Consider the following 11,341-nt stretch of genomic DNA (forward strand, 5'->3'; position numbering starts at 1 on the left):
TCTCATGGCACGCCTCAGCAGGGAGTACCTGCGCAACCATGCCCCGTCCGACATCGAGCCCGGCGACCGGCTCGTGGAAACCCCAGAGGCATTCGGCGAGGAAGTGATCAATCAGGTGCTGAAGGCTGCCGAGGAGCAGCTCACCTCGGAAGAGGATGAGCGGGACGAGATCGAGCTGTCCCTGCCCGTGAGGCTCCGCCCTGTCGTCAACGCCCCGATGGGTGGCTGCGTCGAGGTACAGATTGGGGTTCCCCCGTTCGTCTTCCGCTACCACCAGGAGTTCAAGGGGAAGCGCCCGGGCAAGGGCTGACCCGCGCCTCTTTGACGCCGGTCATGCCGCCGCCCGCCTCAGGGCATCGAGGACGTCTCCGGCTTGTCGTTCCAGTTGCCGACGTCGGCTCGGCCGATGACGCGGGCGGCGGCGTCCAGGATCTCGCTCGGCTTCATGGGTCACTCCTTCAGCGAGGGCAGTTCGGGTATGACGTCGGCCAGCCACTCGCCGGGCTCGGTGGTGAACTGCGGGGCGCCGCCGGTCTGCCACCAGGAGCGGACGGCGGTCGTGGTGACGGTCTTGCCGGAGCCCTTGTCGGTGTACTCGACGTCCTGCTCGCCGGTGAACCGGACGGTGACCCGACCGCGCTTGCAGCCGACCGGGTAGTCGTTCCAGTTGATCCCGGCCTCCGACCACAGCAGCTCCTGCATCGCGCCACCACTCAGCCCCTGGAGCTGCCCGTGGGGGAAGTACGCCTGGGCGGCCATCGTGACCGAGTTGCGGACAGCGTCCCGCTGCCGCCACAGGAAGTAGTTCGCCACCTCCACCGGATCGCTGAGCGTGAAGACCCGGGCGTCGAACAACGCCCGTTTCCCCGGCCGCCGTTCGTTCAGCACCGCGGTCGCCAGCGCCGCCGACACCGACGTCAGCTTCGCCACCACCCCGTCGAACCACGGCTGGGTCTGGACGGTGGCGAAGTCGGTGACGAGGACACTGACCTCGTCGGACTGCGTGTAGGCGAAGACGCTGCCGCCGACCTCGGCGCAGAGGGCTTCGGCGACGGCGTCCATGTCGGCCATGAACCTCTCGTCGAAGGGGCGCTCCGCGTCGCGGAGGTAGGTGTGGAAGGCGCGGCCGTCGACTCGCAGCAGGGTGTAGGTGCGGCGGGGGAGGACGGTCCGCTGTACGAACTCGTACCGCTTCATGCGGTCGCCGAGGGCGGTGTTGTCACTCATCGCCGTCGCCTCCGAATATGTGCTCTGCGAAGTGCTCCGGCCAGAGGTGCTGGCAGTCGTCGCACAGCTCCGAGCCCTCCTGGACAGGGAGGTCGAGGAGGATGACGCCGCAGACCGCTTCCGGGTCCGGCTCGCCCTCGGGGAAGCAGGCGAGGCACTGCCAGTGATGCATCGGGACGATGTCGGCGACGAGGTCGGTGAAGGTGGCGGTGGCGGTGGCGGTCATCACTGGCCTCGGAGGATGCCGCGCTGGAGCGACATCGACAGGTTGATCTTGACGAGTTCGAGGGCCTCGCGCCGGGTGAAGCCGGCGTCGCGGTAGGCCTTGAAGACCTTGAAGGTAGTCTCGGCCGCCACCTCGGTAGCGATGGCCTGGGCCCGGTCGGGATCGATCACAACTCCCCCTTCTGTTGGGCATGATGGGGCGGTGGACGGACTGTGGAAGTACTTTGAAAAGCACGACGCGATCTTCACGGCCCTGATTGCGCTCACGGTCGGCCTCATCGCCTATCTCGGCGCGAAGGCTCAGGCGAACGGTGGTCGGGCTCAGGCAGCGGCGGCGCGGGAGGCTGCGACGATTGCGGCTGAAGCCCAGCGAGTAGCAAATCTGTGGACCGTGCGGCAGGTCCAGATTGCTCAACTCGTGCGGAGTGCCAGCAGTCTGCGGCAGACGTGCAACCGCCTCTGGATCGTCAATGACGAGGATCTTGCGGACGAGATCAACGTCAAGTCCGAGGAGCTTTCAGTGCTCTGGTCTGAGGTCCGCCTGATCGCCACACAGGATGTTGTCGAGGAGGCAGGCAGACTTGCCGCGAACACAATGAAGTTCGAGGAGTTGACCCACCAGTTTGCACCTGTTCTCCACGCGAAGGCGAAGTTGTATCGGTACTTCCCGGACGGCACAAGGGAAGGTGATCGGGCCATGCATGTGATGCACATGAGCGAAGACGTAGACCCCGAGCAGCGCGCGGAAATGCTGAGTGCTGCCGTGGGAAGCGTGCTTTCTCACGAGGAGATCTATCACCTCGTTGCTCACGGCCGTAAAACCGACCGAGAGATTTCGGATCTCCGGGACCGTCAAAGGCAGAGATGCTTGGTTGCGGAGGATTCACTCGTTCATGAGACGCGTGCCATGCTGCGATCCAAAGAAGATATCGAACCGGAGGCGTCTACGCGGCGCCGCTGGAGGCGGCGCCGGTGACGTACTTCGAGGACAACCCCGAGATCTTCGCCGCCCTGGTCGCCGCCATCGCCATCCTCGGCGGCCTCTTCGGCAGCATCATCGGCGCCAAGATCCAGGCCAACGGCGGACGGGATCAGGCTGCCGCCGCGCGGGAGGCGGCGCAGATCGCGGCCGAGGCTCAGCGCGTCGCGGCGCTCTGGACCGTCCGGCAGGTTCAGGTCGCCGAGTTCATTCAGCAATCTCATGAGGTGCGGCGCCTATGTAGCAAATTTTTCACGCATGATTCCTTCAACGGCGTCCTCGATCAGCAGTTGAGCGAAGCGCGCCACGTGCTTTTGCGAAGGAAGGCGGAGGTCGATTTGATCGCACCTCGCCCTGTCGCGGGGGCGGCGCGCGAGTTGATCGAATCAATTGATCGATATAGGAATTACTCTATTTCCAGGGGGCCCGGTCAGTACCTGTATAGGGAGCTTCTGAACGCATCCCTCAATCAAGACGTCGACCTGTCGGTCCTCGCTGCCTATAATGAGGTTTTGCGCGCCCTGAGCGAATATGTCAGCTTCCTGGAATCGGTCCAGCCTGGCCCCATGAGTGATGCCGCTGACGCGGAATACAGGCGAGCCTACCGGGCTGCACATCAAATCACTTGCGACGTGGGGGGATTCACCAGTGATCAAGCCTCGGAGCTAATTGGGTACACCTTGCAGAGGGACCCTCATCAAACGAAAATCGATCACGAAAATTCTCTAGAGGGGGAGACAGAGGCGCTCGTCACCGCCGCCCGCGAGATGCTGCGGTCCGAGGACGACGTCGCCCCGGCGGTGCCGGAGCAGCGTCGCCGACGGTGGCGGGCGGGTGCTGGGCGGTAGACCGGTCGAAGCTCACGAGGACGCTGCTGCGCCAAGGTTCCTGGTCACATCCGGACTCCTTCCTCGCAGGCCGAGCAGCGGGGCTTCCCGTCGGCCAGGGCGCACATCTCCGAGGTGGTGATGCCGAAGCCGTCCAGGTGGATGCCGCACTTGGTGTTGCGGGTGTTGCCGCGGTACAGCGACTTGTGGGCGAAGTAGCTGTCGGGGCTGCTGATCCAGTAGAAGTCGGCGGCTACTTCGTCGGCCATGGCTGCCAGTCCCATCTGCCCTTGCCGGACGACGCCGGCTGTTTCGGCTTCGGGGGCATCAGCTCTCCCTGCATGTCTCGTGGCCGCACCAGTGCCGCGTGTGCGCGAAGTCGTACGGGCAGGGACGGGGGTCTTCCCGCCGGCGCCGGAGGATCTCCTCGACCGCGGTGAGCCGACGCCGGGCCTCCTCCATGTCCTCCTGGGCGTGCGGGAGGAAAGCCTCCAGGGAGGCGGTGGTGAGGCCGTCGTAGTACTTCAGGTTCTCCTCGTGCGAGGCGAGCCGGGGGTAGTCAGCCATCGGCGATCCGCTCCTCGACCTGGGCCAGCTCCGCTTTAGCTTCGGCCAGCCATTCCCGGTAGCGCCTGAGGACGTACTCCGGGGTCCTCTCCGGCTCCGGCATCGTCGGCTTGTTGCGCCAGGACTCCGGCACCTCGCCGGTCCGCTCGATCTCCGCGATCGTCTCCCTGTAGTGCTCGGCGCAGGTGACCAACGCGGTGCGGCGCTTCTCGTCCTGCGTCGGCAGCGGCGACGGCGGCAGCGTTGGCCGGTGCGCCCTCTCCTTCAGGACGACGACCCTGTCCGGGTTGATGGCGACGACGGGCTTCTCGCCCGAGCTGTACGAGCGGCGCACGACCCGGACCCGGATCATGCCCGTCGGTGTCAGGGACAGGGCCATGGGCGTCTCCTTGCCCCGGGGCTTGACCTCGGCGCCGAGGACGACCCCCTCGGCCATGGCGACGCTGCGGCCCACGCCGAATCCGTAGATGACGGTGTCGCCGGGCTCAATGGCGACACCGCGGGCGTCGAGGACGGGGTCAGACATGGTCGCCCCACTCTCCGCGCGGGATCTCGGTGATCGTGTCGCCGCCCTCGTGGATGCGGTAGATCCGGAGCTGGCCGTTGGGGCCGCCGCCGTTCCACTGCGACTCGTCCCGCCACTTGATGGCGCCCTTGGGGAAGCAGGGGTGCTCTGTCCAGACGCGGCGCCGGGTCGGGTTCCAGGACAGGTAGCGCTCAGCCACCGTCGATCTCCTCGGCTCGGTGCTTCAGCAGGAGGGCGATGTCCTCCGCGCTGGTGTGGCGATCGTCGTTGACGGCGAAGATGCTGTACACCTTGAGCCCCAGCCCCAGGTCCCAGTCGACGCCGAAGCTGTACCTGCCGTAGAGGAGGTCGGCTTCTCCGACGGGCAGGTTGCCGTACAGCTCGGCCTCGGCTCGCGCGCAGGCGCCGATGGCACACACCGCACCCTGCCCGCTCACCAGCCGGCCGATGATCTCGGAGTCTCGGGTGCCGCGGTCCGTACCCTCTACCAGACGCCCCTCCGTCTTCCCGTCACGGACGATGACCTCGGCGGCCTTGCGGTACACGTCGGCCTTGCTGATCTCAGGCATGATCGACCTCCTCGGCGTGCCGCTTCAGCACCAGGGCGACGTCCTCGGCGCTGGTGGATTCGTCGTCGTTGAGGTAGTGGATCTTCTGCTCGTAGCTCCCGAGGCCGTACGCGCGCGGCCGGGTCACGGTGAACCCGTACTCGGCGTACTCGTCCGTGCCGCGCTCTACCGGGAGGGTGCCGTACAGCTCGTACTCGGCACGGCCGCAGGCGCCGAGGGCGCACACTGCGAATCCCGGGTCCCTGAGGGCCCAGGGGTGATCCCCCCTCTCGGTGAGGTTGCCCTCGTGCTTCCCGTCTCGGACGATGACCTCGGCTGCCTTCCGGTACACGTCGGCCTTGTTGATCTCGGTCATGGTTCATTCCTCTCTCGGTCCGGGGGCCACTCGGCGCAGACTGAGCAGCGGGGCTTTCCCTCGGCCAGCAAGATCATCGTGTTGGTGCTCCACATGCCGTTGAGACCGATGCCGCACCGGGTCGCCCTCGTCGAACCGCGGTGAAGGGACATGTGGGCGAGGCCGGAGTCCGGGTCGCTGATCCAGAAGAAGCCGCGAGGGCTTTCGTCGGGCATAGCGCGAGGCCTTTCCTTTGGCGCCGTCCGCGCTTCGCGGATAGCGTGGAAAAGCCGCTTTGCGCCCTTTGGGTGCAAGGATGGCTGGGTAAGCTCCCTCGGATCCTTCGGGGCCCGAGGGGGCGCCTGCACGGAATCTCAGCCGGCGTCGACCTCGTCGGCCCGCTTCTTCAGCAGGAGGGCGATGTCCTCGGCGTCGTAGCGGAGATCGTCGCTGACGTAGTAGATCTCGCGGTAGTAGGTGCCGTGCTTTCTCAGCTCGGCGACCTTGAACGCGTACGCCTCGTACGTGTTGGTACCCCGCTCCTCGGGGAGGGTGCCGTACAGCTCGTACTCGGCACGGGCGCAGGCGCCGAGCGCGCACACCTTCAGGGCCGGGTTCCTGAGATCCCAGGCGCAGTCACCCTGCTGCGTCAGGCTGCCCCTCCACTTCCCGTCCCGGACGATGACCTCGGCGGCCTTCCGGTACACCTGCGCCTTGTCGATCTCGGGCATCAGTCCACTCCCTTCCATATGAAGGCTGCGATGAGGGCGACAAAGACACCGCCGATGACGATCAGGCCGACCCACTCACCGGTCATCGGGCGTCACACTCCTCAGCCCGTCGCATCGTCTTCTCGCTCCCGCCAGCTGGGGTGCATGACGCCGTTGCACCGCTTGAAGGTGAAGCCGCGGGCTTCGTAGTCCCTCTTGCGCTCGGGGGTGAGCAGCACCCTTTCCTTGTAGGTTCCGTCCCGGTCGTAGGCGTAGAACATCGCCGTGATGTGTTGGATCTTCGATTCAGGCTTGGGCTGCCGGACGTACCGGCGCCGGTGGATCTCCGGATCCATGCCTTTCTCCCTTGTCGAGGTACTACGGTGAAACCGCGTCAGCTACTCAGGGCATAGCGGTTCTGATGTTTGCTGCTCCCCATGTGCTTGGGGATGGACCAGTGGACGCTCAGGGCTACCCTGACCTCCCGCGCATGCGGGGATGGCCCCCGTTATGAGCAGGCCACCTTTGTTTCCCGCAGCCTGCGGGGATGCGTGCCTCTGCCGTCAGTCACGGCAGGGCCACCGCCCCTCCGGGCCAGATGACGACCTTGATGTCGGACTCGTCGCGGAGGTACTGGACGTAGTCCTCGGACGGCTCCTCGTCGAGGTACACGGTGTCGGTGTCGGTCATCCGTCCCACCATCCACAGGAGCGGCTGTCGCAGACGAAGCCGCGGTGCCCGTATCCGGTGCCCTCGATCGAGGGGGACGAGGTCTCGGTGACCAGGCCCTCGCAGTCCGGGCATTCCGGCGGTGGCGTACGGCGCTGACAGCCGCACTTGCAGTGATCATCCGTCATCGTCATCACCTCTGGTGGTCTCATGGCACTCACGCGTCGTTTCCTCTTCAGTTGCGTTGCGTTACTTCGCGTCCGAGCCGGCGGTTGACCAGGCATGGACGACGACTACGCCGAGGACTACGGACCGCGCCTGCCGCTCATCTCGCTCTGCGAGGCCCGGGAGGCGGTCAGGCTGTTGCTGCACTTCAGGGACGAGACGACAGAGGAAGGGCAGGCCGCGGGTGACCTGGCGCACGACCTAGCCCTCCGGCTGCCGGCTGATTAACTCCGCCCCGTACATCTCGGCGTGACCCGGGGCGGTCCAAGAGATCTTGGCTCTTGTTCACGACCGCCCCCTGAGGTGGTCGGCGACGTCGCGGCGCAGGACGGCGTACAGGACGGAGTCGGACTCGTTGTGGTCGGCCTCGGGGGCGGCGACATCGAGCACGTAGCCGAGGAGAGTGATCCGCCACAGTCGGTACCGGACCTTCGTCAGCGTGCCGGTGCCATCGGCGAAGTCGCGCGGGGTCGGCGGGGTCACGACCTCGACGTACCGGCCTGCACCCCGCGAGTTCCCCGGGCTGGTGATCGACGGATTGACGATGTCCTTCCACTGCCCGTCGGCCGGCCCGCCGCAGAACAGAACCCTCATACGAGAATCACCTCGTCGATGTCGTGCCAGATGATGTGCCGCTGCCCGTTGTGGTCGTGCGACACCCAGATACCGGCCTCGTCGAAGCCGTCGAAGACGTAGTTGCCGATCGGCACCGGCCAGTGGGGGGCGAAGCGCACCTGCACGCGACGCCCCATCCACTCCAGGCGAGAGAACCGTTCCCGCGCGTCACTCGCCATGTGCCGTCTGCTTCATGGCGAGGATGACGTCCTCGGCGGTGCGCTCCCGCTTGTCGTTCCAGTCGGGAACACAGGCGCCGACGTGGTCGCCGAGCAGCTTCTCGGCATGCAGAGCCACCCGGACTTGCGGGCTCCCCCAGATACGGAGGGGTACGCAGGCCTCGCCCCACAGTGCGCGACGGATGGAGCCGATGGCGCAGACCGGGGCATGCAGGGCAGCTTCAGTACCATCCGCTTCGGGGCCGTAGGTGTGCCCCGAGTAGTAGGCGCCCTGGTGCCAGCCGTCGCGGCCGATGACCTCCGCCGCGTCGAGGAGTGCCTGCCGGGCCTGGGAGTCGATCTCTTCGGGTGTCATGCGCCCGTCCCTTCGCCATGCCAGGCCCGCTTGAACGCGAGGATGACGTCCTCCTTGGTGGTGTCCTTGGAGTCGTTCCACTCGGGGATGCTCGACACCCCCGAGTCGATCCCGGCTGCCTCGTACAAGCGGCGGGAAGCCTGGGCGATGACACCCCTGAGAACCTCGGCCTCATCGAACGTCAGGAGGCGCGAAATGCCGTTGGCCTCGCCGGTGGCGGCACGGTTCAGGGCGCCGACGGCACACACCGGGGCGTTGCGCATCGACTGCCAGTGGAGGTAGTCCATCTCCTCTTCGTCGTCGATCTCGCCGGGATCGTAGTCGTCGAGATTGAGATCGAGGTTGGAGGTGTCGTATTCGGCGAGGCCGCCCTGATGCCAGCCGTCGCGTTCCAGGATGTGCAGGGCCTTGTCCAGGATGTCGTCGGGGGTCACAGCTTCCTCTTCCTGCGGTCGATGCCGGTGCCGGGCGGGGCCGGCCGCTCCTTCTTCGCAGCCAGGGCCCGCTCGAACGGGGCGGCGGGCTCGACAACCGGTGCGCTGTAGGCGTCGGCGAGGCCCTTGAGGGAAACGCCCGCAGTCTGCTCCACGACGTCGGCAGCCTCGTCGACGGTGAAGCCGACGAAGCTGACGCCCTGGAGGAGGGTCCCGTTGAGATACACCCTTTCCCGAGCCTTCTGCATCCGGGCGCGTTCAAACTCCAGGCGGCGTTCACGCTCCCGGCGCTCCTCCTGCTCCCGCAGCATCCGCTCGCGCCATTCGCGGTAACGCTTCTGCCGCAGCTGCTCCTCGGTCATGGCGTTGATGCCGAGGGCCGACAGATTCTGCTGGGGATGATCGGCGTACATCTTGTCGGCGTCCTGGTAGAACTTCGCGCCGTACACGACAGCGAGATCCGAGGCGGCCTCCTCGAAGTCGTGGATGACGTCGGGGTTCATGTCGAACGGGTCGTAGCCGTATGTGACATGTAGGCGGCCGTAGGAGTTGAGTTCTGTCCTCTGTCGCCTTTCCCCCGATGCCTTGCTCCAGTCGACGGCGATGGCCTTGATGGTGAGCCTCTCGGCGCGCACTCCGAGGTACCCCATGACGATCCGGCCGGACAGCTCCACCACCGCGCGAACCAAGACCTGATTACCCGGCGGGTGCATCTCGCTTCCCATCGGGAACCATCGCCCGGAACGGTAGAAGTCGGTCTCGTCGAAGTAGTGGGCGTAGAAGCCGCATGTGCAGTCGCGCTGCGGAGTCGGGCTGTCCGGGTGGCGCCGATGCGGGTACCCCGAATCCTTGTCTTCATAGACGCACCCGGCGTGGAACGTCTTCGGCTGACCGTTGGACCGCTCCCTCCACGGGACGTGGTAGACCTGCTGGGCGGCCCGGGTATGGGGAGACATCGGTACGAGAGCCGGCAGCCCGCCAAGTTCTGACGTCATGCTGAAGTGCCGGTAGGCGGTGAGGGCGTTGGGGACCAGCTTCACCCCCTGCTGCTGGCCCGCGGTCCCGTACCCACTCTGGTCGGTCATGATCGGCTCCTACGCGGGGACGGGCTCGGCCGGCACCGGTACCGGCAGGGGGGCGGTTTCGGGGAGCGGCTCGAACTCGATGACCTCGGCCTCTTCCTCGCCGATGTCGGCGGCCCGCGGCCCGGCCAGCTCGCGGAACAGGGCGACGACCTGGGGGCCGGTCCGCTCGGGACGGTTGTTCCAGCTGACGACGGTCTCGTACGGACGGATGTCGCCGCCCATGAGGAGGTAGCCCTCGGCCTCCCGGCACAGGTTGGCCACCCGGCGGTGATCCGCGATCGAGAGAGCGCCGGTGGTTCCGCCGACAGCCACGCAGAGGGCCCCGACCGCGCAGTGGGCGCCGTCCTTCTCCAGGGTGTACTTGCAGTGACCGCCGGACTCGATGATGTCGGCTGCCTTCGCGAAGATCTCGTTGTCACGCATGATGGGCTGCCTCCTTGAAGGCGAGGATCGTGTCCTCGGTGGTGGTGTCGGAGTCGTCGTTGTAGGTGGTGATGACGTCGTAGGTGTCGGTGCCCCGAACCAGGTCGGCGAACTTGGGGCGCAGGTGCTCGGCAAGCCTGGGGTGGTCTCGGTGCCGGTTTCGGCGTTGACGCTCGCCGTACGTCCTTCGCTCGGGAAGCGGAGCCTGGAGCTACCACGGGGGTGCTCTTCAGCCCTCAACCGCCCGGTCTCAGGGCGTGCGGCGAAACGCTCCGAATCTTGTGGTGAGCCCTGAAGACTTGGCTTCGATGCAGCGCAAATGGCACGCTTGCCGTGCGAAAAACAGGGAGGGGGAAGGCGTGAGTCAGTCTTACTGGGTCGCGACGCAAGGTGATGCCGTCCACCGGTCCAGGGGGTGTCCTGGGTTGGCGTCTGGGCAACAGGGCAACGAGGCACAGGGGATCGCGCCCCAAGACGTGATCGAGTTCAGATCGCAGGCCGAAGCCATCGAGCGGGCTGCCGCGCACCGGATGTGCAGACACCCCAAGTGCGCGCTGTGAGCATGCGTTCCGCAGCCCAGCGGACCGTAGAGATTGCGAAGAAGATCTGGCATTGGTTCGGTATCTTCTGTGCCGGTTTTTCCGTAATTGCGTTCTCGGCAATCCTGATTTTTGGTGTCTTCGACGGGCTCAAGCGCGACGAGCAGGCGGAGCGCGAGAGGCAGGCCGGACTGGCTTCGGCGCCCTCGGCGGCACCCACCACACGTACGCCGGTCAGCTGGACTTACAAGGGGGCCGTTTGCGCGGACGGGACGCTTTCTTTCTCCATCGGCAAGCAAGGCGCGTGCAGCCACCATGGGGGAGTAGCTGGAAGGTGGAGTGCAGCAGATGGCACGCAGGTCATTTGCCGTAATTCCCCACCTCGAACGCAAGAGCGGATTGATCGGCAGATGGCAAAGTTTGGCCGCATTGTCTGCTAGCTGCGGTCCCTACGTGATCAGTTGCCCGACCGCGACCAGGCCTCCACCGCTTCTTCGAGTTGCTGCTGCCAGAGCGGGCACTGCCAGTCACCGCCCTGACACTTCTCCCCGTAGCTGTGGCTGGCGGTGTGGACGTGCTTGCCCTCGCGGAGCTGCGAGTCCTGCACGACCCGCTGAACGATGGCCTTCCCGGCCTTGCGGTTCTCGTGCCATTCGGTCACGTGCACGCACCTCCCTCGTTCTCCCAGGCGTTCACCGCAAGCCACTGGGTCCGACGACGGCGACGCTCCGTCCCGCCGAGATTGCTCTTCAGGTGGAAGTGCTGTCGTCCCGCTGGGCAGGGGTAGGGGTACTGCTTAGAGGTCATCTCATTTGGCTAGCCGGTAGGGTGCGGGCTCGTGGTGGGGATTGTT

Annotated in this window: 25 protein-coding genes; 5 read left to right on the forward strand and 20 right to left on the reverse strand. The window is 66.1% G+C overall.

Annotation, left to right across the window (positions count from 1 at the left end; all coding sequences use genetic code 11):
• Window positions 1-4 precede the first annotated feature (4 nt).
• Window positions 5-310 carry a hypothetical protein gene (locus tag IE321_RS11745; protein WP_190222791.1) on the forward strand — a complete coding sequence of 102 codons (306 nt, stop codon included), beginning with the start codon at window positions 5-7 and terminating at the stop codon, window positions 308-310.
• A 140-nt stretch (window positions 311-450) separates the two neighbouring features.
• Here the strand turns inward: IE321_RS11745 and IE321_RS11750 are convergent, their stop codons facing one another.
• Genes IE321_RS11750 through IE321_RS11760 form a run of 3 tightly spaced genes read right to left on the reverse strand, consistent with a single transcriptional unit; the run spans window position 451 to window position 1,623 of the window.
• On the reverse strand, window positions 451-1,227 hold the full coding sequence (locus tag IE321_RS11750; protein WP_190222792.1) for a tRNA(His) guanylyltransferase Thg1 family protein: 777 nt from the start codon (window positions 1,225-1,227) through the stop codon (window positions 451-453).
• Entirely contained in the window at window positions 1,220-1,453 is a 234-nt protein-coding gene (locus IE321_RS11755; protein WP_190222793.1) for a hypothetical protein, read from the reverse strand. Before IE321_RS11755 ends, IE321_RS11750 begins: the two co-directional genes overlap by 8 nt.
• Window positions 1,453-1,623: a hypothetical protein gene (locus IE321_RS11760; protein ID WP_190222794.1), complete on the reverse strand. Its 171-nt coding sequence runs from the start codon at window positions 1,621-1,623 to the stop codon at window positions 1,453-1,455. Before IE321_RS11760 ends, IE321_RS11755 begins: the two co-directional genes overlap by 1 nt.
• A gap of 31 nt (window positions 1,624-1,654) precedes the next feature.
• On the opposite strand from IE321_RS11760, the gene IE321_RS11765 reads away from it, so the two are divergent.
• Window positions 1,655-2,428, forward strand: a complete 774-nt coding sequence (locus IE321_RS11765; RefSeq protein ID WP_190222795.1) for a hypothetical protein — start codon at window positions 1,655-1,657, stop codon at window positions 2,426-2,428.
• Window positions 2,425-3,279, forward strand: coding sequence for a hypothetical protein (locus IE321_RS11770; RefSeq protein ID WP_190222796.1), 855 nt, complete (start codon window positions 2,425-2,427; stop codon window positions 3,277-3,279). Before IE321_RS11765 ends, IE321_RS11770 begins: the two co-directional genes overlap by 4 nt.
• 44 nt (window positions 3,280-3,323) lie before the next feature.
• Here IE321_RS11770 and IE321_RS11775 read toward each other — a convergent pair whose 3' ends face one another.
• The 10 genes from IE321_RS11775 to IE321_RS11815 all read right to left on the reverse strand — a co-directional run bounded on the left by IE321_RS11775 (window position 3,324) and on the right by IE321_RS11815 (window position 6,821).
• Window positions 3,324-3,527 carry a hypothetical protein gene (locus IE321_RS11775; RefSeq protein ID WP_190222797.1) on the reverse strand — a complete coding sequence of 68 codons (204 nt, stop codon included), beginning with the start codon at window positions 3,525-3,527 and terminating at the stop codon, window positions 3,324-3,326.
• 58 nt (window positions 3,528-3,585) lie between these two features.
• Entirely contained in the window at window positions 3,586-3,825 is a 240-nt protein-coding gene (locus IE321_RS11780; RefSeq protein WP_190222798.1) for a hypothetical protein, read from the reverse strand.
• Window positions 3,818-4,351 carry a hypothetical protein gene (locus IE321_RS11785; RefSeq protein WP_190222799.1) on the reverse strand — a complete coding sequence of 178 codons (534 nt, stop codon included), beginning with the start codon at window positions 4,349-4,351 and terminating at the stop codon, window positions 3,818-3,820. Before IE321_RS11785 ends, IE321_RS11780 begins: the two co-directional genes overlap by 8 nt.
• On the reverse strand, window positions 4,344-4,550 hold the full coding sequence (locus IE321_RS11790; protein WP_190222800.1) for a hypothetical protein: 207 nt from the start codon (window positions 4,548-4,550) through the stop codon (window positions 4,344-4,346). Before IE321_RS11790 ends, IE321_RS11785 begins: the two co-directional genes overlap by 8 nt.
• Complete coding sequence (locus tag IE321_RS11795) at window positions 4,543-4,920, reverse strand: DUF6197 family protein (RefSeq protein ID WP_190222801.1); 378 nt, start codon at window positions 4,918-4,920, stop codon at window positions 4,543-4,545. The genes IE321_RS11790 and IE321_RS11795 overlap by 8 nt, the downstream gene beginning before the upstream one ends.
• Window positions 4,913-5,275 carry a DUF6197 family protein gene (locus tag IE321_RS11800; protein ID WP_190222802.1) on the reverse strand — a complete coding sequence of 121 codons (363 nt, stop codon included), beginning with the start codon at window positions 5,273-5,275 and terminating at the stop codon, window positions 4,913-4,915. The genes IE321_RS11795 and IE321_RS11800 overlap by 8 nt, the downstream gene beginning before the upstream one ends.
• A 353-nt stretch (window positions 5,276-5,628) precedes the next feature.
• Complete coding sequence (locus IE321_RS11805; RefSeq protein WP_190222803.1) at window positions 5,629-5,985, reverse strand: DUF6197 family protein; 357 nt, start codon at window positions 5,983-5,985, stop codon at window positions 5,629-5,631.
• Between the two features lie 101 nt (window positions 5,986-6,086).
• Window positions 6,087-6,320 carry a hypothetical protein gene (locus IE321_RS11810; protein ID WP_190222804.1) on the reverse strand — a complete coding sequence of 78 codons (234 nt, stop codon included), beginning with the start codon at window positions 6,318-6,320 and terminating at the stop codon, window positions 6,087-6,089.
• 211 nt (window positions 6,321-6,531) lie between these two features.
• Entirely contained in the window at window positions 6,532-6,654 is a 123-nt protein-coding gene (locus IE321_RS42810; protein WP_264202481.1) for a hypothetical protein, read from the reverse strand.
• Window positions 6,651-6,821, reverse strand: coding sequence for a hypothetical protein (locus IE321_RS11815; RefSeq protein ID WP_190222805.1), 171 nt, complete (start codon window positions 6,819-6,821; stop codon window positions 6,651-6,653). Before IE321_RS11815 ends, IE321_RS42810 begins: the two co-directional genes overlap by 4 nt.
• A 94-nt stretch (window positions 6,822-6,915) precedes the next feature.
• On the opposite strand from IE321_RS11815, the gene IE321_RS11820 reads away from it, so the two are divergent.
• Entirely contained in the window at window positions 6,916-7,086 is a 171-nt protein-coding gene (locus IE321_RS11820) for a hypothetical protein (protein ID WP_190222806.1), read from the forward strand.
• A 57-nt stretch (window positions 7,087-7,143) separates the two neighbouring features.
• On the opposite strand, the gene IE321_RS11825 is transcribed toward IE321_RS11820, so the two are convergent.
• From IE321_RS11825 to IE321_RS11850, 6 genes are read right to left on the reverse strand one after another with little or no spacing between them, the layout of a single operon-like run.
• The gene (locus tag IE321_RS11825; protein WP_190222807.1) at window positions 7,144-7,452 is read right to left on the reverse strand and encodes a hypothetical protein; all 309 of its coding nucleotides are present in this window, start codon (window positions 7,450-7,452) and stop codon (window positions 7,144-7,146) included.
• Window positions 7,449-7,610: a hypothetical protein gene (locus IE321_RS11830; protein WP_190222808.1), complete on the reverse strand. Its 162-nt coding sequence runs from the start codon at window positions 7,608-7,610 to the stop codon at window positions 7,449-7,451. The genes IE321_RS11825 and IE321_RS11830 overlap by 4 nt, the downstream gene beginning before the upstream one ends.
• 31 nt (window positions 7,611-7,641) lie before the next feature.
• On the reverse strand, window positions 7,642-8,007 hold the full coding sequence (locus tag IE321_RS11835; protein ID WP_190222809.1) for a DUF6197 family protein: 366 nt from the start codon (window positions 8,005-8,007) through the stop codon (window positions 7,642-7,644).
• A complete protein-coding gene (locus IE321_RS11840; protein WP_190222810.1) occupies window positions 8,004-8,441 on the reverse strand; it encodes a DUF6197 family protein in 438 nt (145 codons plus the stop codon). Before IE321_RS11840 ends, IE321_RS11835 begins: the two co-directional genes overlap by 4 nt.
• Window positions 8,438-9,526 carry a hypothetical protein gene (locus IE321_RS11845; protein ID WP_190222811.1) on the reverse strand — a complete coding sequence of 363 codons (1,089 nt, stop codon included), beginning with the start codon at window positions 9,524-9,526 and terminating at the stop codon, window positions 8,438-8,440. The genes IE321_RS11840 and IE321_RS11845 overlap by 4 nt, the downstream gene beginning before the upstream one ends.
• A 9-nt stretch (window positions 9,527-9,535) precedes the next feature.
• On the reverse strand, window positions 9,536-9,949 hold the full coding sequence (locus IE321_RS11850) for a DUF6197 family protein (RefSeq protein WP_190222812.1): 414 nt from the start codon (window positions 9,947-9,949) through the stop codon (window positions 9,536-9,538).
• Between the two features lie 562 nt (window positions 9,950-10,511).
• Here IE321_RS11850 and IE321_RS11855 point away from each other — a divergent pair.
• Window positions 10,512-10,928 (forward strand): DUF3761 domain-containing protein, encoded by a 417-nt coding sequence (locus tag IE321_RS11855; RefSeq protein ID WP_190222813.1) that lies wholly within the window; start codon window positions 10,512-10,514, stop codon window positions 10,926-10,928.
• A 17-nt stretch (window positions 10,929-10,945) separates the two neighbouring features.
• Here IE321_RS11855 and IE321_RS11860 read toward each other — a convergent pair whose 3' ends face one another.
• The gene (locus IE321_RS11860; protein ID WP_190222814.1) at window positions 10,946-11,149 is read right to left on the reverse strand and encodes a hypothetical protein; all 204 of its coding nucleotides are present in this window, start codon (window positions 11,147-11,149) and stop codon (window positions 10,946-10,948) included.
• Between the last annotated feature and the right edge of the window lie 192 nt (window positions 11,150-11,341).

This window comes from Streptomyces hydrogenans, assembly GCF_014656075.1.
Lineage (GTDB): Bacteria > Actinomycetota > Actinomycetes > Streptomycetales > Streptomycetaceae > Streptomyces > Streptomyces hydrogenans.